18 protein-coding genes are annotated in these 19993 nt (G+C 63.2%); 10 read left to right on the forward strand and 8 right to left on the reverse strand.

What is annotated here, in order from left to right; genetic code table 11:
* Positions 1–398: 398 nt before the first annotated feature.
* The gene (gene phbB / locus NKI29_RS14220; protein ID WP_023678447.1) at positions 399–1124 is read right to left on the reverse strand and encodes an acetoacetyl-CoA reductase; all 726 of its coding nucleotides are present in this window, start codon (positions 1122–1124) and stop codon (positions 399–401) included.
* Positions 1125–1218: 94 nt separating this feature from the next.
* Positions 1219–2406, reverse strand: a complete 1188-nt coding sequence (locus NKI29_RS14225; protein ID WP_352696845.1) for an acetyl-CoA C-acetyltransferase — start codon at positions 2404–2406, stop codon at positions 1219–1221.
* A 278-nt stretch (positions 2407–2684) separates the two neighbouring features.
* Between NKI29_RS14225 and phaR the strand changes: the two genes are divergently transcribed.
* Positions 2685–3293 (forward strand): polyhydroxyalkanoate synthesis repressor PhaR, encoded by a 609-nt coding sequence (gene phaR / locus NKI29_RS14230; RefSeq protein ID WP_352454871.1) that lies wholly within the window; start codon positions 2685–2687, stop codon positions 3291–3293.
* A gap of 66 nt (positions 3294–3359) precedes the next feature.
* Here the strand turns inward: phaR and NKI29_RS14235 are convergent, their stop codons facing one another.
* Positions 3360–4508, reverse strand: a complete 1149-nt coding sequence (locus tag NKI29_RS14235; protein WP_352634179.1) for a citrate/2-methylcitrate synthase — start codon at positions 4506–4508, stop codon at positions 3360–3362.
* 92 nt (positions 4509–4600) lie between these two features.
* Between NKI29_RS14235 and NKI29_RS14240 the strand changes: the two genes are divergently transcribed.
* The 6 genes from NKI29_RS14240 (at position 4601) to NKI29_RS14265 (ending at position 12742) form a co-directional block, all read left to right on the forward strand.
* Positions 4601–5689 carry a citrate synthase/methylcitrate synthase gene (locus NKI29_RS14240; protein ID WP_352634177.1) on the forward strand — a complete coding sequence of 363 codons (1089 nt, stop codon included), beginning with the start codon at positions 4601–4603 and terminating at the stop codon, positions 5687–5689.
* 184 nt (positions 5690–5873) lie between these two features.
* Complete coding sequence (locus NKI29_RS14245; RefSeq protein ID WP_352696842.1) at positions 5874–6656, forward strand: 3-hydroxybutyrate dehydrogenase; 783 nt, start codon at positions 5874–5876, stop codon at positions 6654–6656.
* A 26-nt stretch (positions 6657–6682) separates the two neighbouring features.
* The gene (locus NKI29_RS14250) at positions 6683–7813 is read left to right on the forward strand and encodes a patatin-like phospholipase family protein (protein ID WP_352572011.1); all 1131 of its coding nucleotides are present in this window, start codon (positions 6683–6685) and stop codon (positions 7811–7813) included.
* 280 nt (positions 7814–8093) lie between these two features.
* A complete protein-coding gene (locus NKI29_RS14255; RefSeq protein WP_352724341.1) occupies positions 8094–9305 on the forward strand; it encodes an efflux RND transporter periplasmic adaptor subunit in 1212 nt (403 codons plus the stop codon).
* A 2-nt stretch (positions 9306–9307) separates the two neighbouring features.
* Positions 9308–12484, forward strand: a complete 3177-nt coding sequence (locus NKI29_RS14260; RefSeq protein WP_023678455.1) for an efflux RND transporter permease subunit — start codon at positions 9308–9310, stop codon at positions 12482–12484.
* A gap of 99 nt (positions 12485–12583) precedes the next feature.
* Positions 12584–12742 (forward strand): DUF3309 family protein, encoded by a 159-nt coding sequence (locus NKI29_RS14265; RefSeq protein WP_023678456.1) that lies wholly within the window; start codon positions 12584–12586, stop codon positions 12740–12742.
* Positions 12743–12795: 53 nt separating this feature from the next.
* Here the strand turns inward: NKI29_RS14265 and NKI29_RS14270 are convergent, their stop codons facing one another.
* Positions 12796–13767 (reverse strand): SDR family oxidoreductase, encoded by a 972-nt coding sequence (locus tag NKI29_RS14270; RefSeq protein ID WP_352572005.1) that lies wholly within the window; start codon positions 13765–13767, stop codon positions 12796–12798.
* A gap of 93 nt (positions 13768–13860) precedes the next feature.
* On the opposite strand from NKI29_RS14270, the gene NKI29_RS14275 reads away from it, so the two are divergent.
* Positions 13861–14772 (forward strand): LysR family transcriptional regulator, encoded by a 912-nt coding sequence (locus tag NKI29_RS14275; RefSeq protein WP_352572004.1) that lies wholly within the window; start codon positions 13861–13863, stop codon positions 14770–14772.
* On the opposite strand, the gene NKI29_RS14280 is transcribed toward NKI29_RS14275, so the two are convergent.
* The 4 genes from NKI29_RS14280 to NKI29_RS14295 all read right to left on the reverse strand — a co-directional run bounded on the left by NKI29_RS14280 (position 14730) and on the right by NKI29_RS14295 (position 17663).
* Complete coding sequence (locus NKI29_RS14280; protein WP_352572003.1) at positions 14730–15911, reverse strand: MFS transporter; 1182 nt, start codon at positions 15909–15911, stop codon at positions 14730–14732. The genes NKI29_RS14275 and NKI29_RS14280 overlap by 43 nt on opposite strands.
* A gap of 146 nt (positions 15912–16057) precedes the next feature.
* Complete coding sequence (locus NKI29_RS14285; protein WP_352572002.1) at positions 16058–16519, reverse strand: cupin domain-containing protein; 462 nt, start codon at positions 16517–16519, stop codon at positions 16058–16060.
* 11 nt (positions 16520–16530) lie between these two features.
* Positions 16531–16839 (reverse strand): DUF1244 domain-containing protein, encoded by a 309-nt coding sequence (locus tag NKI29_RS14290; protein WP_352572001.1) that lies wholly within the window; start codon positions 16837–16839, stop codon positions 16531–16533.
* Positions 16840–16865: 26 nt separating this feature from the next.
* Positions 16866–17663, reverse strand: a complete 798-nt coding sequence (locus NKI29_RS14295; RefSeq protein ID WP_352572000.1) for an N-formylglutamate amidohydrolase — start codon at positions 17661–17663, stop codon at positions 16866–16868.
* A 285-nt stretch (positions 17664–17948) separates the two neighbouring features.
* Between NKI29_RS14295 and NKI29_RS14300 the strand changes: the two genes are divergently transcribed.
* Together NKI29_RS14300 and pyk are read left to right on the forward strand one after the other, a co-directional pair.
* Positions 17949–18395, forward strand: coding sequence for a DUF1036 domain-containing protein (locus NKI29_RS14300; RefSeq protein WP_502894514.1), 447 nt, complete (start codon positions 17949–17951; stop codon positions 18393–18395).
* On the forward strand, positions 18392–19822 hold the full coding sequence (pyk, locus tag NKI29_RS14305; RefSeq protein WP_352454861.1) for a pyruvate kinase: 1431 nt from the start codon (positions 18392–18394) through the stop codon (positions 19820–19822). The genes NKI29_RS14300 and pyk overlap by 4 nt, the downstream gene beginning before the upstream one ends.
* The last annotated feature ends 171 nt before the right edge of the window (positions 19823–19993 follow it).

Raw genomic sequence — 19993 nt, forward strand, 5'->3', positions numbered from 1 at the left:
TTTGCCGGTGAATGGTCGTGGCTGGCCAATCTGCTTCGCACAACATTATGAAATTATTGATGTTTCCTAACGCGCTTCAATCATTTCGAGGGTGTTTTCAGCTCTCGCCGTTAACGTTCCGCTCAAAGCCGGAACGAATCGGCGACGAATCAGAGATAGCCGAAGTTTCTTGGTTTGTTCACCGCTGCATGTTGTGTTGTGAACAGCTTTTCCACCGAGAATCCACAGGCTGCCGGGCGGTTTTTGCATAGGCTGCGCAGCGGCCGTTAACCTTTGCGTGCCGGATTGGGGCAGCGTGCCGCATCGAGATCTTGCAACGGGAAGACCGCTATAGAAACGGGCCGTTTTGCAGGCCCGTTCGTCCAAGCGCGTATCTGTCTCAACGTAAAGATAAACGATCAGGCGATGTACTGGCCGCCATTGGCTGATATGGTCGAGCCGGTGATGAAACCGGCATCGTCGGAAGCGAGGAAGACGACGCAGCGCGCGATTTCCTCCGGCTCGCCGAGACGGCCGACCGGGATGTGCGGGATGACGCGCTCGTTGAGGACCTTCTCGTCCATTGCCTTGACCATCTCGGTGGCGATGTAGCCAGGGCAAATGACGTTGACGGTGATGCCGGCGCGCGCGCCTTCCTGGGCCAGTGCCTTGGTGAAGCCGATATCGCCGGCCTTCGAGGCCGAATAATTGACCTGGCCGACCTGGCCTTTCTGGCCGTTGATCGAGGAGATGGTGATGATGCGACCGAACTTGCGGTCGCGCATGCCGCCCCACAACGGATGCGTCATGTTGAAGACGCCGGAAAGGTTGGTGTCGAGGACCTCTTTCCATTGCTCGCGCGTCATCTTGTGGAACATCGCGTCACGAGTGATGCCGGCATTGTTGACCAGCACCGAGACGGGACCGAGATCGGCTTCGATCTGTTTGATGCCGGCGGCGCAGGCCTCGTAGTCGGCGACGGACCATTTATAGACCGGGATGCCGGTCGCGGCCTTGAACTTTGCCGCCGCTTCTTCATTGCCGGCGTAGTTTGCGGCGACCGAATAGCCGGCGCTTTTCAAGGCGACCGATATCGCCGCGCCGATGCCGCGCGACCCGCCTGTGACGATTGCAACCTTTGTCATGCGTTTCCCTCCCAGAGTGAATGGTGAATGGGGAATGGGGAATGATTATTGCGTAAGCCCTCCGATCTTCCATTCACCATTCACAATTTGCCATTCATCCCATTGCTTCCACGCACATGGCAACACCCATGCCGCCGCCGATGCACAGCGTGGCAAGGCCTTTCCTGGCACTTCTGCGGCGCATCTCGTAGACCAGCGTGTTGAAGATGCGGGCGCCCGAGGCGCCGACCGGATGGCCGATGGCGATGGCGCCGCCATTGACGTTGACGATGGCCGGATCCCAGCCCATGTCCTTGTTGACGGCGCAGGCCTGCGCGGCAAAGGCCTCGTTGGCTTCGACCAGATCGAGGTCGCCAACCGACCAGCCGGCCTTGGCCAGCGCCTTGCGCGAGGAGGGGATCGGTCCCGTCCCCATGATCTGCGGGTCGACACCGGCGGTCGCCCAGGAAACGATACGCACCAGCGGTGTGATGCCGCGCCTTGCGGCTTCCGCTTCGGTCATCAGCACCACGGCGGCGGCGCCGTCGTTGATGCCGGAAGCATTGGCAGCAGTCACCGTGCCTTCCTTGTCGAAGGCGGGCTTGAGCTTGGTCATGGCATCGATTGTCGCGCCGTGGCGGATGTATTCATCCTGGTCGACTACGGTGTCGCCCTTCCTGCCCTTGACTGTAAAGGCAACGATCTCGTCCTTGAATTTCCCGGCTTTCTGCGCGGCCTCGGCCTTGTTCTGGGAAGCCAGTGCGAACTGGTCCTGGTCGTCGCGGGTGATCTGGAACTGGCGGGCGACGTTCTCAGCGGTGTTGCCCATATGATAGCCATAGAAGGCATCGGTCAGGCCGTCCTTGATCATGGTGTCGATCAGCTTGAAATCGCCCATCTTGACGCCACCGCGCAGATGTTGCGCATGCGGAGCCATTGACATCGATTCCTGGCCGCCGGCAACGATGATTTTTGCATCGCCCTGGGCGATCTGCTGCATGCCGAGCGCGATGGCGCGCAAGCCGGAGCCGCAGAGCTGGTTCAGGCCCCAGGAGGTCGCCTCCTGCGGCACGCCGGCGGCCATAGCCGCCTGCCGCGCCGGGTTCTGTCCTTGAGCCGCGGTCAGGATCTGGCCGAGGATGACCTCGTCCACCTCCTTGCCGTCGACGCCGGCACGGACCAGCGCTTCCCTGACGGCGACGGCACCCAATTCATGGGCTGGGGTGTTGGCGAAAGCGCCGTTGAAGGAGCCGACGGGCGTGCGTGCTGCACTGGCGACAACGATGGCGTTGGAAGCGGACATGTTCTTCTCCAGGCTTTCGGGGAACGATTTCGGGTGCCGTCGGGGACTTTTCTTGCCCTTTCCACAACCCGAGTCAAACCCGAAATGGGCATGGCGTCCCACTGCCGCAAGCATGCCGCCCGCCGCTGCAACGGCGGCCCATCCGTGCTGCGCAGCATAAAATGTTCCCGCACTGCACAAACTGCTTGGATTCATGACGCTTTTGCGCATATCCTTTAAAAAGGCGCAATCGTTACCGGCGGCTTACTTAAGCTGCCCGGTGTCCGGGGAGGATGCAGATGGCCGCAAAAGACGAACCTATTGTTATCAAGAAATATGCCAATCGCCGTCTCTACAATACGGGCACCAGCACCTATGTGACGCTCGAGGATCTCGCTGAAATGGTCAAAAGAGGCGAGGACTTTACTGTCCAGGACGCCAAGACCGGTGACGACATCACGCATCCGGTACTGACCCAGATCATCTTCGAGCTGGAGAACAAGGACGGGCAGAACATGCTGCCGATCCCGTTCCTGCGTCAGCTCATCGCCTATTATGGCGACCAGATGCAGATGATCGTGCCGAGCTTTCTCGAGCAGTCGATGCTGGCCTTCTCGAAGGAGCAGGAGCGCTTTCGCGAGCAGATGAAAGATGCCCTCGGCAAGTCGCCGATGGACATGATGAAGATCGCTACGCCGATCAAGGTGCTGGAGGAGCAGACGCGGCGCAACATGGAAATGTTCCAGAACGCCATGCGGCTGTTCACGCCGTTCCCGTCCGCGGGCTCGGCGCCGGCAGCAGCGCCGGCCGAACCGGCCAGGAAGGAAACGCCGGAAAAACCCGACGACCTTCAGGAGCTGAAGGAGCAGATCGCCGCGATGCAGCGCAAGCTCGACACCATGTCGTGATTGCCGGGGCGAGGCGCCGCGTCGAACCTTCGCTCAGGCGCCGCTGAGACTTCGCAAACAGCGCGGCTAGAGCTGCTCCGGCAGCGGCCCCTGGTAGCGGGCGCGTGGCCGGATCAGGCCGTTGCTTGTCACCTGCTCCACGGCATGCGCGGCCCAGCCGACGCTGCGGCCGAGCGCGAACAGGCGGAACGGCGCATCGGACGGCAAACGGAGACCGCGCGTCAGCGCGGCCAAAGCGAAATCGACGTTCGGGCGCATGCCCGTTGCCGCAAAGGCCGCATCGCAAAGCCGTAACAGCCCATCATCGACATCTATCGCGGCCAGCAACGGTTCCGCACGCGGATCGCCGTCGGGATAAAGCGGATGGCCAAATCCGGGCAGCGGCCTGTCGTGACCGAGCCAGCGTCCGACAGCCGCATCCGGCCCCAATCTCTGCGCATCTTCCGCCAGCATCATGACCGCCTCCGCGGCGCCGCCATGACGCGGACCGGAGAGCGTGGCGAGGCCGGCAAGCAGGCAGGCCGAAACAGGTGCACCGGTGGACGCGGCGACCCGCGCGGCGAAGGTCGATGCGTTCAATTCGTGATCGGCCAACAGTACCAGTGAGCGACGGATCAAGTCTGCGCCGGCCGCATCGAGCGACCATCCCCGCGCCAGCCTTTCGTGCACGGCACCAGTTCCGGGATTCGCGCCGAGCGCCTGGGCCAAAGCGGCGATGGCGCCGGCCGCATCGTGGTTGAGCGAAGCCGATCTTCGGCCGAGCGAAGGCCGGCCGTTGGCCGCCAACGCGGCCAATTCCGCGAAGGCAGCCGGCCGGCCAGTTGCGCCGTTGTCATGGCGGCTCGCCGAGACGAACGACACTGGTGCGCCAGATGCCCAAAGCAGGTTTGCCGTCTGCTCCAGCGTGGCAGCCTCGCAGAGAGCAACCGCATCCTGGCCGCGATAGACAAGGCGGCCATGCAAAACGGTCGAGATCGTGGTGGCGATCGCCGGCTCACCCCAGGCAATTGCACTTTCGGCGATTGCCTGGGGATTTCGGCCACGAGCCCGGCGGCTCGCCAGCGCCGCGATATCGTCGGCGCGATACTGGCTGCGGCGTGGATCCGCCCGGTCCGGCCGCACGCCGATGCGTCCGCGGCTGACATAGGCATAGAGGGTCTGGGCTCGCACCTTGAGACGCTCCAGGGCTTCGTCCCGCGTCAGCCACTCCGTCATGTCAGCCTTGTCATGTTGATTCCGTTGATCAAGATTGATGGTCGAGTCACCAACCCTTATCTTCCACCCGGAAAGGGTCAAGGAGAAAACCAATGGCGAATGGGCTCGATGATGTGGTGGCGGCGGAAACGGTGCTCTCCGATGTTGACGGTCTTGGTGGCCGCCTGACCATCCGGGGCCATTCGTTGCCCGAACTGGCAGGCCGCTGGAAATACGCCGAGGTGGTTCATCTGCTGTTCGACGGCTTTTTCGACGATCTTCCCGACGGCAGCGAGCTGGCGAACGCGATCGGTCGGGCGCGCAGCGAAGTGTTCGAGCAGATCAAACCCTTGCTGCCGTTTCTCGCATCCGTCGATATCTACAGCGCGATGCGCGCCGGTATTGCCCTGCTGCCGGATGGCGGCAAATTGTCGGACGCGCTGCGGCTGGTTGCGGCACCTGCCGTGCTGACGCCGGCCTTGCTGCGCTTGCAGCGCGGCGAAAGCCCGATTGCGCCCGATAGCAAGGCCGATCATGCAGCCGACATGCTGCGGATGCTGACCGGCATTGTGGCCTCGCCTAAATTGGCGAAGGCGCTCGATGCCTATCTCGTGACGGTTTGCGACCACGGCCTCAACGCATCGACCTTCGCCGCGCGCGTGGTCGCTTCGACGCAGGCCGGGCTTACTTCGGCGGTGCTGGCCGGGCTCGGAGCGCTCAAGGGGCCGCTGCATGGCGGCGCGCCAGGTCCGGTGATCGAGATGCTGGATGCGATCGAGGCGCATGGCGACGCCGCCGGCTGGCTGCGTGGCGAGATCGCGCGTGGCCGCCGCATCATGGGCTTCGGGCATCGCATCTACCGTGTGCGCGATCCGCGTGCCGACGTGCTGAAAGCGGTGGTGCGGCAGCTCGGCGCCAAGGGCGAAGCCGGCCACCGGCTGGCGTTTGCCGAAAGCGTGGAGCAAGCGGCGCTCGAAGTGCTTCTCATCGCCAAGCCGTCGCGCTCGCTCCAGACCAATGTCGAGTTCTTCACAGCGCTCCTGCTGGAAGCGGCGGGCTTTCCGAAAGAGGCGTTCACCAATGTCTTTGCTGCCGGGCGCGTCGCCGGCTGGATTGCCCATGCGCGCGAGCAGCAAACGAGCGGACGGCTGATCCGGCCGCAGTCGCGCTATATCGGGACGGTGCCGGACCTCGTCGCCTGACGAGCTTTCAGCGCATGCTTTGCGAAACGAGGCAACGACCTCTCTTAGGGGACGAGAGAGGTCTACATGACAAAAATTTCATGTCATTGCTCCACACATCCGCTGTTCTTGGGTGACAGAGAGCCTATATGCTGCAGTGCAGCATGGTTCCACGGGAGCCCGCCTCGAAAGGAATAAAGCCGCCTTGACCGCCAGAAAAACCGCCATCATCACCGGTTCCACCTCGGGCATCGGCCTGGCCATTGCTCACGCGCTCGCGGCCGAAGGCTGCAACGTCGTCGTCAATTCCTTTTCCGACACCGCCGACGATCACGCCATCGCCGACGCAATCGCGAAGCACCACCAGGTGAAGACCGTCTACGTCAAGGCCGATATGTCGAAGCCGGCCGAGTGCCGGACTTTGGTGGCGAAGGCAGCCGAGGCATTCGGCTCGGTCGACATCCTGGTCAACAACGCCGGCATCCAGCATGTCGCGCCGGTCGAAAGCTTCCCGATCGAGAAATGGGATACGATCATCGCCATCAACCTGTCATCGGCCTTCCACACCATCGCAGCCGCCATCCCGTTGATGAAACAGGCCGGTGGCGGCCGGATCGTCAACGTCGCCTCGGCCCACGGCCTTGTCGCCTCGCCGTTCAAATCGGCCTATGTCTCGGCCAAGCATGGCATTCTGGGCCTGACCAAGACGGTCGCCCTGGAGCTGGCGCGCGACAAGATCACCTGCAATGCCATTTGTCCCGGCTATGTGTTGACGCCGCTGGTCGAGGCGCAGATCCCCGACCAGATGAAGGCCAACAAGATGGACCGCGAGACGGTGGTCCGTGAGGTCATGCTCGAAAAGCAGCCTACCAAGGAGTTCGTCACCGTCGAGCAGGTTGCGGCGGCCGCGGTGTTCCTATGCTCGGATGCGGCGGCGCAGATCAACGGCGCGCACATCTCTGTCGATGGCGGCTGGACCGCTCAGTGAGGCTTCCAGCGGTCAAGGGCCACGCCATGCCGAAAAATGGCAAGGCGGAAGAGCCAAAGAAGATCAATGTCGCGCTGCAAGGCGGCGGTTCGCACGGGGCGTTTTCCTGGGGCGTGCTCGATCGGCTGCTCGAGGACGGGCGCCTCGACATAACGGCGGTTTCGGGCACCAGCGCCGGCGCCATGAATGCCGTGGCGCTGGCCGACGGCTTTGTCCGCGGCGGTGTCGAGGGCGCGCGGCGGAAGCTCGACGATTTCTGGCGTGCGGTGGCGGCAAAGGGCCGCTTCAGCCCGGTACAGCGCATGCCTTGGGACGTCGCCTGGGGCAATTGGTCGATCGAGAACACGCCCGGCTATTTCCTGTTCGATACGATGTCTCGGGTATTTTCGCCCTATGTCGCCAATCCGCTCGCCATCAATCCGCTGCGCGACGTGGTCGAACGTGAGATCGATTTCGACAATGTGCGCGCCTGCAAGTCGATGGAACTGTTCATTTCCGCTACCAATGTCGAGACCGGCCAGTTGCGGGTCTTCTCGGACGGCGAGATCGACCTCGACACGGTGATGGCGTCGGCCTGCTTGCCGCAATTGTTCCGTGCCGTCGAGATCAAGGGCGTGCCCTATTGGGATGGCGGTTATGGCGGCAACCCGGCACTGTTCCCGTTCTTCAAGACGGCGGCCACCGAGGACGTGCTTTTGGTGCAGATCAATCCGGTGGTCCGCGAGGGAACGCCGAAGAGCGCCAATGAGATCCAGAACCGCATCGACGAGATCACCTTCAATGCCGGGCTGTTGCGCGAATTCCGCTCGATCGCCTTCGTCAAGGAACTGATCGCCGCCGGCCGATTGCCGCACGGCGAATATCGCGACATCCGCATGCACCGCATCGATGCCGACGAAGCGTTCAAGGATCTGTCGGCATCATCCAAGGTCAATGCCGAATGGGCGTTCCTTGCCTATCTGCGCGACCTCGGCCGCACCGCAGCCAGTGATTGGCTGGAAGAAAATTATGACGCCGTCGGCAAGCGGCCGACGATCGATCTGTCCGGCGAACTCGACGACGGCTTGAAGCCGGTGCGCGGGCCGGCGCCGGGCCGGCGGGTCAAGGAATTTCTTGCGGCGCGCAAGCAGCCCGAGGCCGCCCGCCGTCCGGCCTAGCTGCTTCGCAAGCAGATGGCATTCGCAATCCGTCAATCATCCTGACACTTGCTGCCATACCGCTGTTTTGGCGATCAACAGCCGATGCTGCAGCCGCATCTTTGCGGACAAAGCAACAACCCATCAACTTTTCTGACTATATTGCGATGCAACTTTGAGGTAGAAGCGCGCTTCGCCGATCACGGCAATTTGAATACGGCCTCGCGCGCACCCATATCGGCGACGCGCCCCAAGTAGAAGATGCGGCCTGGCCGAACCCCGCGCACTGGAAAAAATGACGATGCCGAAATTCAGGTTTCACAAGCTTGCAGCCATTGTTGTGCTCATCGGGTTCGCCGGCTGGATGGCGACAGGCGAATTCTCGTCCGTCGGCAGCGCGTCCGCCGACAACAAGCCCAAGGCAGGAGAGGTCGAGCAGCCCAAGGCAGCCGACGCAGGCAAGCCCCAAACTGGCAAACAGGGGGCTGCCAAGCCGGGGACTGCCGAGGCGGAACAGCCCAAGGCGCCGTTACGCACGGTCGCGGTCATAACCCCGCCGCGGCGCACCTATGCACGCGCTATCCGCATTTCCGGACTGACCGAAGCCGATAAGCGCGCCGTCCTGGCGACACGCGTCGCCGGCGTCATCGACAAGCTGCCGGTCAAGCAGGGTCAGCACGTCAAGACCGGCGACCTCATCCTGATGCTTGCCGCCGAGGAAAAGATCTCGGCGGTCGACAACGCCAAGCAGCTTGTCGTGCAACGTGAGGCCGAGCTGGCTGCGGCCCTGCGGCTGATGAAAACCGGCAATCTGCCCAAGCTGCAGCTCGATACGGCCCGTTCCAACCTGACGCTGGCCAAGTCGCAACTGGACGCAGCGCAAGCCGAGCTCGACCGCAACGAGGTGAAGGCGCCCTTCGACGGCGTCATCGACCGGGTGCCGGTGGAGCTTGGCAGTTCCGTCATGCAGGGCGGCGAGGTGGCGACCATTCTCAAGCTCGATCCGGTGATCGCACGCGGCGAAGTCAGCGAACGCGATCTCGGCTATCTGAAGATCGGTGACGAAGCCAATGTGCGCCTGGTCAGTGGCCAGACCGTCAAGGGTACGGTGCGCTACATCAGCCGGGATGCATCTTCGGCAACCCGTACCTTTCGGGTTGAAGTCGCTATCCCCAATGCCGATGGGTCCGTACCGGCCGGCATGACGGCAGAAATTGCGCTCAGCGCCCAGCCGACCGACGCCGTGATGCTGCCGCGATCGGTGGTGACGCTCGGCGACAAGGGCGACCTCGGCATCCGCGCCGTCGACAAGGACGACAAGGTCGTGTTCTTCCCGATCGATCTAGTCGACGACACGCCAACCGGCCTGGTGCTCGGCGGCATTGCGGCCGACGCCCGCATTATCGTCGCCGGCCAGGAGCTGGTGAAGGAAGGCGAGGTGGTCAAGCCGGTCGCAGCCGACCAGGCGACCATTCAAAAGCTGTTGGGCGAAGCGACGGCCGGGACGCAGTAATCATGGACATCGTCAAACTTGCTATCAGCAATGCCCGGCTGACCATTGCGGTCCTGGTCTTTCTCATCCTTGCCGGTGCGGTCGCCTACCAGTCGACGCCGAAGGAAGCGGAACCGGATGTTCCGATTCCGATGATGTATGTCAGCCTGATCTACCAGGGCATCTCGCCGGAAGACTCCGAGCGCCTCCTGCTGCGGCCGATGGAAGCCAAGCTGAAGAGCCTGAAAGGCCTCAAGGAGATGCGCTCGGCCGCCTTCCAGGGCGGCGGTTATGTGCTGGTCGAATTCCAGCCACAGACGGATCTCGCCACCGCGCTGCAGGACACGCGCAGCAAGGTGCAGGACGGCAAGGCCGACCTGCCGCAAGCGGCTGAGGAGCCCGTGGTCTCCGAGGTCAACATCTCCGAGTTCCCCGTCCTGGTCGTGACGCTGTCGGGCGAGGTGCCCGAGCGCGTGCTGACGGCGGCGGCGCGCGAGCTGCGCGACCGCATCGAGGAAGTGCCTGGCGTGCTCGAGGGCTCGCTGCAGGGTGCGCGCGACGACCTCGTCGAAGTTGTCATCGATCCGATGAAGCTGTCTTCCTACGGGCTGCAGCTCGACCAGTTGATCGGTGCGGTCGGCGCTTCCAACAGTCTTGTCGCCGCCGGCAACATCGAAGGATCCGAGGGCAAATACGCGGTCAAGGTGCCCTCGCTTATCGAGACGCCAGAGGATGTGGCGGCGCTGCCGGTCGTCGCCGGCCCCAATGCGGTGGTGCAGGCCAAGGACATTGCCACCATCCGCTCCACATTCAAGGACGCCGAGACGGTCACCCGCCTCGACGGCAAGCCGGCGATCGCCATCGAGGTGAAGAAGCGCATCGGCTCCAACCTGATCGATACGATTGGCAAGGTCAGGGAGGTGTCCGACGCCTTCATCAAGACGATGCCGGAGGGCATGCACGTCACCTACACGCAAGACAAGTCCGTCTTCGTGAACCAGTTGCTCGGCGACCTGCAGAACCACGTGATGATCGCCGTCATCCTGGTGTTCATCGTCATTCTCTACGCGCTGTCTGGCCGTGCCTCGCTGCTGATCGGATTGGCCATCCCCTCGTCCTTCCTGATCGGCATCCTGTTGCTGGCAATGATGGGCTACACGATCAACATGATCGTGCTGTTCAGCCTCATCCTGGCGGTCGGCATGCTGGTCGACGACGCCATCATCGTCACCGAATTCGCCGAGCGACGCATGAGCGAGGGCATGCCGAAGGAGCAAGCGTTCGCGCTTGCCGCCAAGCGCATGGCCGGCCCGGTCATCGCGGCGACGATGACGCGCATTGCCGCCTTCTCGCCGCTGTTGTTCTGGCCGGGCATTATCGGCGACTTCATGAAATACATGCCGATCACGCTGATCGTGACGCTCTCGGCCTCGATGCTCTATGCGCTGGTCTTCGCGCCGACGCTGGGCGCGATATTTGCCAAGGCGCCGGCCCATCACCCCGACGACAATCGCGACGGCTGGTACATGGCCGTGGTCAAGCAGGCGGTGCATTATCCCATCACCGTGCTTGTCCTCACTGTGGCGCTGTTGTTCGGCGTCGGCTACGCCTATTCGAAATTCGGTGCCGGCGTCGAATTCTTCCCGAATGTCGAGCCTGACTACGGCCTGCTCTATGTCCACGCCCGCGGCAATCTTTCGCTTGCCGAAATGGACGCGGCCACCAAGACCGCGGAAAATCGACTGCTCGGTTGGCCGGGCGTGAAGTCTGTCTATACCCGCGTCGGCAAGACGCAGGGCGGCGGCCAGGATGTTCCGGAAGACGTGGTTGGCGTGATCCAGTACGAATTCGTCGACTGGCGCGAGCGTAAATCGGCGAACTCAATCCTGGACGAACTGCGCGGCGTTATGGCCGGCATTCCCGGTGTCGACGTCGAGGTTCGCGTGCCGGAAGCCGGCCCGCCTACCGGCAAGCCGATCCAGATCAGGCTTTCGGCCGTCGATCCGAAGGGCCTTGACGACAAGGCCCGCGCCGTCGCCGCGCGCATAGCCAAGGTGCCCGGCGTCATCGATATTTCCGACGGCCTGGCGCCGCCCGGCGTCGACTGGGCGCTCGAGGTCGATCGCGCCAAGGCGGCGCAGTACGGCATCAGCCCGACTGCGGTCGGAACGGTGGTGCAACTGGTGACCAACGGGCTGAAGCTCAGCGAATACCGGCCCGCTGGCGCCGACGATGCAGTCGACATCAGGCTGCGCCTGCCCGAGGATCGGCGCACGCTGTCGACGCTCGACGAACTCAGGGTGCAGACCGCTCAAGGCTCGGTGCCGATCTCGAACTTCGTCGTGCGCAAGCCGGAGCCGACGGTCGGTATCCTCAACCGCATCGACGGTGCGCGAACGGTCGTCGTCCAGGCCAACGTCGCTGCCGGCGCCCAGGTGGCTGCCGTCCAGCAGGAGGTCACCAAAGCTGTCGCCGACATGAACCTCGGCAGCGGCATTCGCTGGAAGCTTGCCGGTTCGAATGAGGACAGCGCAGAGGCCGGTGCCTTCCTCAGCAAAGCCTTCGGTGCGGCGATCTTCCTGATCTTCATCGTGCTTCTGGCGCAGTTCAACAAGTTCACCAGCGTCTGGCTGGTGCTGTCCTGCGTGGTCATGGCGACGATCGGCGTGTTCCTCGGGCTGCTGCTGACGGGAGAGGCATTCGGCATCGTCATGTCGGGCATCGGTGTCATCGCGCTGGCCGGGGTGGTGGTGAACAACAACATCGTGCTGATCGACACCTATGACCGGTTGCGCGAAGAGGGCTGGGACAAATACGAAGCCGTTCTGCAGACCTGCCGCGAACGTGCCCGTCCGGTGGTGCTGACGGCGGTGTCGGCGATCCTCGGCGTGCTGCCGATTGCTTTCGGCCTCGGCCTCGAAATCTTCCATCACGAGACGACGATCAACGCGCCGTCGACGCAATGGTGGATTTCGCTGTCTTCGGCGATCGTCTTCGGGCTGTCCTTCGCCACCGTGCTGACGCTGGTGGTGACGCCGTCGATGCTGATGGTGTTTACTCGCGCCAAGGTCAAACCCGGTGCGCGTCGTGGCTGGTTCAGTCGCCTGTTGGGGCGTCGAAAGGCCGAAATCCCGTCGAAAGGCCTGGACGCCGATCTGGGTGCCGAACCGGCGATCGCCTTCCCGAAGGCCGCCGAATAGAGTCCGGATCGCCATCCTGATCAAGCAAAGGCCGCCCGGGAACAATGGGCGGCCTTCTGCATTGTTCCGTCATTGCAACCTCAAAGCGAGGATTTTCTGATGACGATCAGCACCATTCTCATCATTATCCTTATTCTTATTCTGATCGGCGCGGTTCCGGCATGGCCGCATTCCCGGTCCTGGGGTTACGGACCATCCGGCATCGTCGGCGTCATCCTGATCGTTGTCCTGGTGCTGCTGTTAATGGGCCGGATCTGAGCGCAACCTTCCTCCCGAACAGCGGCGGATGACCATCAGGCCATCCGCCTTTTTTAAGTTCCTTGTTGGGCAGCTTTTTGCGTCGTCTTGATCGTGGCGATGCCGATATCCTCAAGCGCTTCCGACACTGCATCTTCCAGCGGCGTGTGCGGGATCGTACCGATAACGCTTTCCAGCCTGCCCGAAACCAGCCGGTGCGGCTCGAAGCGGAGATAGGACATCGAAACGATCTCGCGCCACATCGCCACGAACGGGCTGCCGGCGCGCAGCACCCACCACGGCATCGACGTCAGCTTCAGCGTGCGTCCGAGCGCCTTCTCCGCGGCCGCCTTGATGTCCAGATCGGTCACCGCATGGCCAGGAAAGTTCAGCGCCTCGTAGGAGCCGAGCTTGTCGAGACTGTCAGCCAGCCCGACGAAGGCCTTGGCCAAGTCGCGCAGATAGGCCCATTCATGCACGAGATCGACCGGCCCTGGGGCGGTATAGACGCCCTTGGTCATCTTGGCGGCAACAACCAGATCGAACCACGATCCGCTGCCGGTACCACCGAAGAAATCACCGGCGCGCAGCAAGATCGTGCGCACCCGACCCGCGTCGGCCTCGCGGCGAAACAGATCTTCCATGGCGACGCGGATGCGGCCCTTTTCCGTCGTCGGGCGAAACGGCGTGTCTTCGGCGATCACCGCCGGCATCTGCGAACCGTAATTGTAGACGGTGCCCGGGAAGAGATGCAGCGCGCCGTTCGCCCGGCAGGCAGCCATCACATTCTCGGCCATCGGCAGGCATTTGCTCCAGTCGGTGTAGAGCGGGTTGAGGCCGTTGAAAATGATATCGACGCCTTCGGTCGCGCGGATCAGCGCAGCACGGTCGAGCGCGTCGCCGGCGATCGCCGTAGCGCCTTTGAGCTCGGCCGGCACCTTGCCGCTGCGGGTGACAGCGCGGACATCGTAGCCGGCATCGAGGAAGGCCATGGCGACCGTGCGGCCGAGGCGGCCATTGGCGCCGAGAATTGCGATCGTGGTCATTGTTCGTCTCCGTGTTGCGTTACGACCCCAATATTGTATCTTCGCAAACGAATGAAAATTGACTATGATTGGCGATATGATATTCAATTTTGAATGGATATTGACTGGAACCTGATCAAGAGTTTCGTCACCGTGGCGGAGACCGGCAGCCTGTCGGCCGCCGCGCGAAAACTTGCCGCGAGCCAGCCGACGCTCGGCCGCCACATCACCGAGCTGGAACAGGCGCTCGGTGTCACGCTCTTCCGGCGCGGGCGGCGTGGCTACGCGCTCACGGAAGCGGGCAGCACGCTCTTTGAACGGGGCCGCGCGGTGAGCGAGCAGGCGAGCGCCTTTTCGCTGCTGGCGCTGGGATCGGTCGAGGCGATCGAGGGTACGGTGCGCATTGCCGCCAGCGAAGTGGTGGCGGCCTATGTGCTGCCGGAAATCACAGCGAGGCTTGGGTTCGAGGAGCCGGGCATCGAGGTCGAGATCGTCGCCTCGAACCAGGTCGAGAATCTGCTGCGTCGCGACGCCGATATCGCCATTCGCATGGTCAAGCCGGCGCAGAATGAGCTGGTCGCGCGCAAGGTGACCGACATTCCGCTCCGCGCCTGCGCGGCAAAATCCTATCTGGACCGGCGTGGCCGTCCGCGCGAGGCCCGCGATCTTGCCGGCCATGATCTGGTCGGCTTCGACCGCAGCGATGAGATCATTCGCGGCTTTGCCCAGTTCGGCGTCCCGCTCGCCCGCAATGCCTTCCGCTTCAGGACCGATAATCAGATCGTGCTGTGGGAAGCGGTGCGGGCGGGAAACGGTATCGGCTTTGGCCAGGAGCCGCTCGCCGACCGTGATCCGCTGGTCGAGACAGTGCTGCCGGGTCTCCCGCTGCCGACGCTGCCGGTGTGGCTGGCCATGCACCGCGACGTGCGTACCAGCGTGCGCATCCGCCGCGTCGCGGATTTCCTCTACGAAGAGTTCAAGCGCTATTCAGCCGGTGCAGGCTCGGCAGCGAATTCGGCGCGGTGAGCGAGGCCGGCCATCAACAGCACGACGACCAGCAGCCCGGAGAGTGCGACGAAGATCGGGCCGAAGCTCGAGTGCTCGGCGACGAAGCCGATCGCCGACGGCGCCACCAGAATGCCTGAGTAACCCATTGTTGTGACGACGCTCATGCCTGTGCCGGACGCCATGCCCTCCTGGTTGCCGCCGGCCGAAAAAATGATCGGCACCATGTTGGCAATGCCGAGGCCGCAAAAGGCGAAGGCGGCAATGGCCAGCCAAGGCGAGGGAGCCAGCCCGGCCACCAGCATGCCGGCAGCAGCGGCAAGGGCCGAGGCGCGCAATGTCGTAACGGCACCGAAACGGTTGCGGACGCCATCGCCGAGAAAGCGCATGATGGCCATGACTCCGGAAAAGGCGGCATAGGCCAGGCCTGCGATGGCAAGATCGGCGCCGAGCTCCTGCCTGAGATACAGCGCCGCCCAGTCGAGTACCGCACCTTCGGAGATCATCGTCAGCAGCGCCATCAGCCCAACCAGATAGACCAGCGGGTTTGCTGGCAGCGCGAATTTGTGATGCTCGGCGACTGGGTGCTTGTCCTCGGCGATCAGGTAGCGGATCGCGACGGCGATGACGGCAAAGGCAAGAGCCGTCACCACTGTCGCATGGGCGAGGTGACCGTAGTTCTGGATGGCGAAACCGCCCAAAGCGCCGCCAGCGAAACCGCCAAGACTCCAGAAGCCGTGCGAGGACGACATGATGGCACGGGACAGCCGCCGTTCGACTGCCACTGCGTTGGCATTCATGGCGACGTCCATGCCGCCGATCGAACCGCCGAAGATGAACATGGCGACGGCCGCAAGGGGCACGTTGGGGGCCAGAGCCACAACCAAAAGGCCGAAGCTGCCGGCAAGTCCGAACCAGCGCAGCACCGTGCGCGAGCCATGCTTCGAGATCAGATGGCCGCACCAGGTCATGGCAGTGACGGCGCCGGCACCGAACAACAGAATCAGCAAGCCGAGCGTGAACTTCGAAATGTCGAGTCGCGTCAGGAACACCGGGATCTGCGGCGCCCAACTGCCGGTCAGGAAGCCGTTGGAGAGGAAGATGCCGGCCACTGCCCAGCGTCCACGAATCGCGATCTGCGTGATTTTCTGCGCGTCCATCGGGTAGAATCCGGTCCGGAAATGGCGTTGCGCGGCAAATTAGATCGATTCAATTCACAGTCAAGCGCTCTTCGCCGAAAGTGCTTGGACCAGACGCTACGTCCTCTCGCGTCGGCCAACCACCTCGGCGGTCCACTCCGAAATCCCTACGACTCGGGATAAGGCGCGCCATCTTTGTGCACAAACCGGCCGTCAGCGTTGGTGCTCATCATGTCGATGTCGGAGCAGGTGGCGACGTCGTCGGGCCAGCGCGAACCGACTTCGAGATAGATCGCCATCGCGCCCGATTTATTGATCATGTGATGGCCGTTGCCTGATCCTTTCGGAAAGGCCGCGCAATCACCGGCGCGCAGCACCGTCTCGCCGGCATCTTCGACGAGCGTCAGCTCGCCTTCAAGCACGTAGACGAATTCGTCTTCGTGCGAATGCCAGTGGCGCTGGCTCGACCAGTTGCCCGGCGGCAGGCGCATGAGATTGATGCCGAAGTCGGTGAGCCCGCCTGCGTTGCCTAGCCGCTGCCGCACGCGTTCGGCACAGGGTGCATCGAACGGCGGTGGATAGGATGAGCCCTTGCGTACGGGCACCTCGGCAACGTCGATCTTAGGCACGGCGTCCTCCCCTAGTGATCCCTAGGGCGTCTTGCCTCGAACTCGGCCTTCTTGGCGTCGGAGGCTTCGATCTGGTTCAGTGCCTGCCACTCGGCATAGGGCATGCCGTAGATGATCTCGCGCGACTGTTCCTTGCTGAGTTCGACACCTTCGGCTTGCGCCGCATCGCGGTACCAGTTGGACAGGCAGTTGCGGCAGAAGCCGGCGAGGTTCATCAGGTCGATGTTCTGTACGTCGGAACGCTCGTGCAGATGCGCGACCAGCCGGCGGAAGGCAGCGGCTTCGAAATCGCGCTTTTGTTCTTCGCTGAGTTCGGTCATGTCATGTTGGCCTCCCTTGGGCCTCATCATACCGGCCCGGTGCGCGAGCCGAATATTTTCACCGCATGTATATCGGCACGTCGATCTATCGCGTCAACGATCGGCGCCAGCCGTTCGGCCCAGGCGAGGGCACCCTTGCGGTCGGCGATCAGGTCCTGGCGGACCTCGAGCAGCGCATGGGCAAAGCCGTTGACGATGGCATGCCTGAACATGGTATCGCCGCGCAGTGCGCCGTCATAGGGTTCGTTGTCGCCGACGATGAGGCTCTTGTCCTCGGCGAGCATGTCGATCAGCGGCCGCGCAACGCGGTCGTCCAGGTCCCACAATATGCCGGCGTGCCACGGCCGCACGAATCCCTGCATGGTCGGTGTGAAGGAATGCACCGAAAAGATGAAGGGTGCCCGCGCGGATGCTCGCGCCACAGAGGCGATCATGGCGCCGACGGCATCATGATAGGGGCGGTAAAAGCGGTCCAGCCGCCTTTCGCGCTCCTCCGGGGCCATGGGATAATTTCCCGGGATGACGGTGCCGTCATAGAGCTGGCGAATCAGCGTTGGATCGTCTTCGCCGCGATTGGGGTCGATCAGCAGTCGCGAAAAATTGGCAAGCACCGCCGGAACGCCGAGCAGACTTGCGAGTTCGCGGGTTACAGTCTCGACGCCGATGTCGTAGGCGATGTGGCGGTCGAACTCCGCCGCCGGCAGGCCGAGACTGCCATACTCCTCCGGCAGGTCGCGGCGGGCGTGATCGGCCAGAAGCACCATGCCGCGCTTGCGATCGCCTTCGACGATATCGAAAGGCGCGAAAACTGTGGATCGGGTCATTGGCGGGAAAGGTCTGTTCGCTGGCTTTCGGGGAGGTGGTATCGTCATTCCACGAAGAGAACGCTTGCGCAATGCCGTTGTTTGGCCACGGTTTCTGCCAAAAAACTGAGCAGGGGCGACCGCAAGCGCGCCAGAGCCTTCTAAATCGATTGGAATTGGACAGATCGGCGCGTTGACATGCGTACGGACTTTTCCGAAAAGGGGCGTTGAGAGATGCAAATGTGGTTCTTGAGGGGTTTCAGGATGGGTTTCGCCGGCAGGCTGCGTGTGCGCCACGCCTTGGCCATGCCGCTCCTGGTACCGGCCATGGGTCTTTTCGCGGTGATTTCGGCCTCGCCGGCACGGGCCGATTTCCGGGTCTGCAACGCCACGCAGAACCTGGTCGGTGTCGGCATCGGCTATCGCGCCAAAGCCGGCTGGATCACCGAAGGCTGGTGGCACATCGAAGGATCGAGCTGCAAGACGCTGATCGAGGGACCGTTGTCATCAAGGTTTTACTATCTTTATGCAGAAGACGCCGAGCGCGGCGGACGCTGGGATGGTCCGATCAACATGTGCGTGGCCGAAAAAGAGTTCAAGATCGCCGGCGTTACCGATTGCGTCGCCCGGGGCTTTCAGCGCGCCGGATTCCAGGAATATGACACGGGCGAGCAGGCAAGCTGGATGGTCCAGCTGACTGACGAGCCCGCAACGGATGGCGCTCCAGCCGCCCCGGGAACAAACAGTCAATGAGACGCAGCCGCAAGGTCAAGATCCTCGCCACCATCGGTCCGGCCTCCTCGTCCGAGGAGATGCTGAAGAAGCTGTTCGAAGCCGGCGCCGACGTGTTCCGCATCAATATGAGCCACACCGACCATGAATTGATGCGTACGCTTGTCGGCCGCATTCGTGCCGTCGAGGAGGCGGTCGGCCGGCCGATCGGCGTTCTCGCCGACCTGCAAGGGCCAAAGCTGCGCGTCGGCAAGTTCGCCAACGGCAAAGAGGTGCTGACCGTCGGTCAGACCTTCACGCTTGACGACAATCCCGAGCCCGGCAATTCGACGAGGGTCTACCTGCCGCATCCCGAAATCCTGCGTTCGGTCGAGGCTGGTCATCGCCTGCTGATCGACGACGGCAAGCTCGAGCTCAAGGCGGTCAGCAGCAACGGCAAGGCGATCGTCTGCACCGTCGTCGCCGGCACCACCATTTCCGACAAGAAGGGCGTCAGCCTGCCCGACACCGACCTGCCGGTCGGCGCGCTGACGGAAAAGGACCGCCGGGATCTCGACGCGGTTCTGGCGACCGGCGTCGACTGGGTGGCGCTGTCCTTCGTGCAGCGGCCCGAGGACCTGGCCGAAGCGCGCAAGATCGCACGCGGCCGGGCGCTGATCATGGCCAAGATCGAAAAGCCGCAGGCCGTCGCCCGGCTGGCCGAGATCATCGAGCTTTCGGATGCGCTGATGGTCGCCCGCGGCGATCTCGGCGTCGAGATGCCTCTCGAAGCCGTGCCTGGCATTCAGAAGCAGATCACCCGCGCCGCGCGCCGTGCCGGCAAGCCGGTGGTGGTCGCCACGCAGATGCTGGAATCGATGATCACCGCGCCGGTGCCGACGCGGGCCGAGGTGTCGGACGTGTCGATCGCCGTGTTTGAAGGCGCCGACGCGATCATGCTTTCGGCGGAGTCCGCCGCCGGCGCCTATCCGGTCGAGGCGGTGGCGATGATGAACCGGATCGCCACCAAGGTCGAAACCGACCCGACCTATGCCGGAATTATCAACGCGCAGCGCTCGGAACCGGAAGCGACCGGAGCCGACGCGATCTCGCTCGCCGCCCGCGAAATAGCCGAGACGCTGAAGCTGTCGGCGATCATCACCTATACCGCGTCCGGCACGACCGGCTTGCGCGCCGCGCGCGAGCGGCCGCAAGTGCCGATCGTGGCGCTGTCGCCGATCCTCAACACGGCGCGGCGGCTGTCGCTGTTGTGGGGCACGCATTGCGTCGTTTCTCCCGACGCCAGCGACCTCGACGACATGGTCGACCGCGCCTGCCGCATCGCCTTCGATGAAGGTTTCGGCAAGCCGGGCGACCGCGTCATCATCACGGCCGGCGTGCCGCTGAGGACGCCGGGCTCGACCAACATGTTGCGCATCGCCTATGTCGGATCGGAAGTCGGCCGCTAATGTCGGCCGCGGCTGCCGGACAGGCCGGCTGCATGGCGCGTCGTAAACACGGCGCCAGCCGGGCGCATCGACGGCAGTCGGGTTAGGATCAACGCCGAACTCCGCCAGCTTGCATCAGCCTGTGACCGGTTCAGGAGTAGGGGAGTAGGGCGCATGTGTTCCACAGTGCAA

The sequence above is a fragment of the Mesorhizobium sp. M0678 genome (assembly GCF_040320505.1).
Lineage (GTDB): Bacteria > Pseudomonadota > Alphaproteobacteria > Rhizobiales > Rhizobiaceae > Mesorhizobium.

Coding starts and splice junctions, on each gene's coding strand:
- phbB (WP_023678447.1), bottom strand. CDS start 1,124: ATGACAAAGGTTGCAATCGTCACAGGCGGGTCGCGCGGCATCGGCGCG.
- NKI29_RS14225 (WP_352696845.1), bottom strand. CDS start 2,406: ATGTCCGCTTCCAACGCCATCGTTGTCGCCAGTGCAGCACGCACGCCC.
- phaR (WP_352454871.1), top strand. CDS start 2,685: ATGGCCGCAAAAGACGAACCTATTGTTATCAAGAAATATGCCAATCGC.
- NKI29_RS14235 (WP_352634179.1), bottom strand. CDS start 4,508: ATGACGGAGTGGCTGACGCGGGACGAAGCCCTGGAGCGTCTCAAGGTG.
- NKI29_RS14240 (WP_352634177.1), top strand. CDS start 4,601: ATGGCGAATGGGCTCGATGATGTGGTGGCGGCGGAAACGGTGCTCTCC.
- NKI29_RS14250 (WP_352572011.1), top strand. CDS start 6,683: ATGCCGAAAAATGGCAAGGCGGAAGAGCCAAAGAAGATCAATGTCGCG.
- NKI29_RS14255 (WP_352724341.1), top strand. CDS start 8,094: ATGCCGAAATTCAGGTTTCACAAGCTTGCAGCCATTGTTGTGCTCATC.
- NKI29_RS14260 (WP_023678455.1), top strand. CDS start 9,308: ATGGACATCGTCAAACTTGCTATCAGCAATGCCCGGCTGACCATTGCG.
- NKI29_RS14265 (WP_023678456.1), top strand. CDS start 12,584: ATGACGATCAGCACCATTCTCATCATTATCCTTATTCTTATTCTGATC.
- NKI29_RS14270 (WP_352572005.1), bottom strand. CDS start 13,767: ATGACCACGATCGCAATTCTCGGCGCCAATGGCCGCCTCGGCCGCACG.
- NKI29_RS14275 (WP_352572004.1), top strand. CDS start 13,861: ATGGATATTGACTGGAACCTGATCAAGAGTTTCGTCACCGTGGCGGAG.
- NKI29_RS14280 (WP_352572003.1), bottom strand. CDS start 15,911: ATGGACGCGCAGAAAATCACGCAGATCGCGATTCGTGGACGCTGGGCA.
- NKI29_RS14290 (WP_352572001.1), bottom strand. CDS start 16,839: ATGACCGAACTCAGCGAAGAACAAAAGCGCGATTTCGAAGCCGCTGCC.
- NKI29_RS14295 (WP_352572000.1), bottom strand. CDS start 17,663: ATGACCCGATCCACAGTTTTCGCGCCTTTCGATATCGTCGAAGGCGAT.
- NKI29_RS14300 (WP_502894514.1), top strand. CDS start 17,949: ATGCCGCTCCTGGTACCGGCCATGGGTCTTTTCGCGGTGATTTCGGCC.
- pyk (WP_352454861.1), top strand. CDS start 18,392: ATGAGACGCAGCCGCAAGGTCAAGATCCTCGCCACCATCGGTCCGGCC.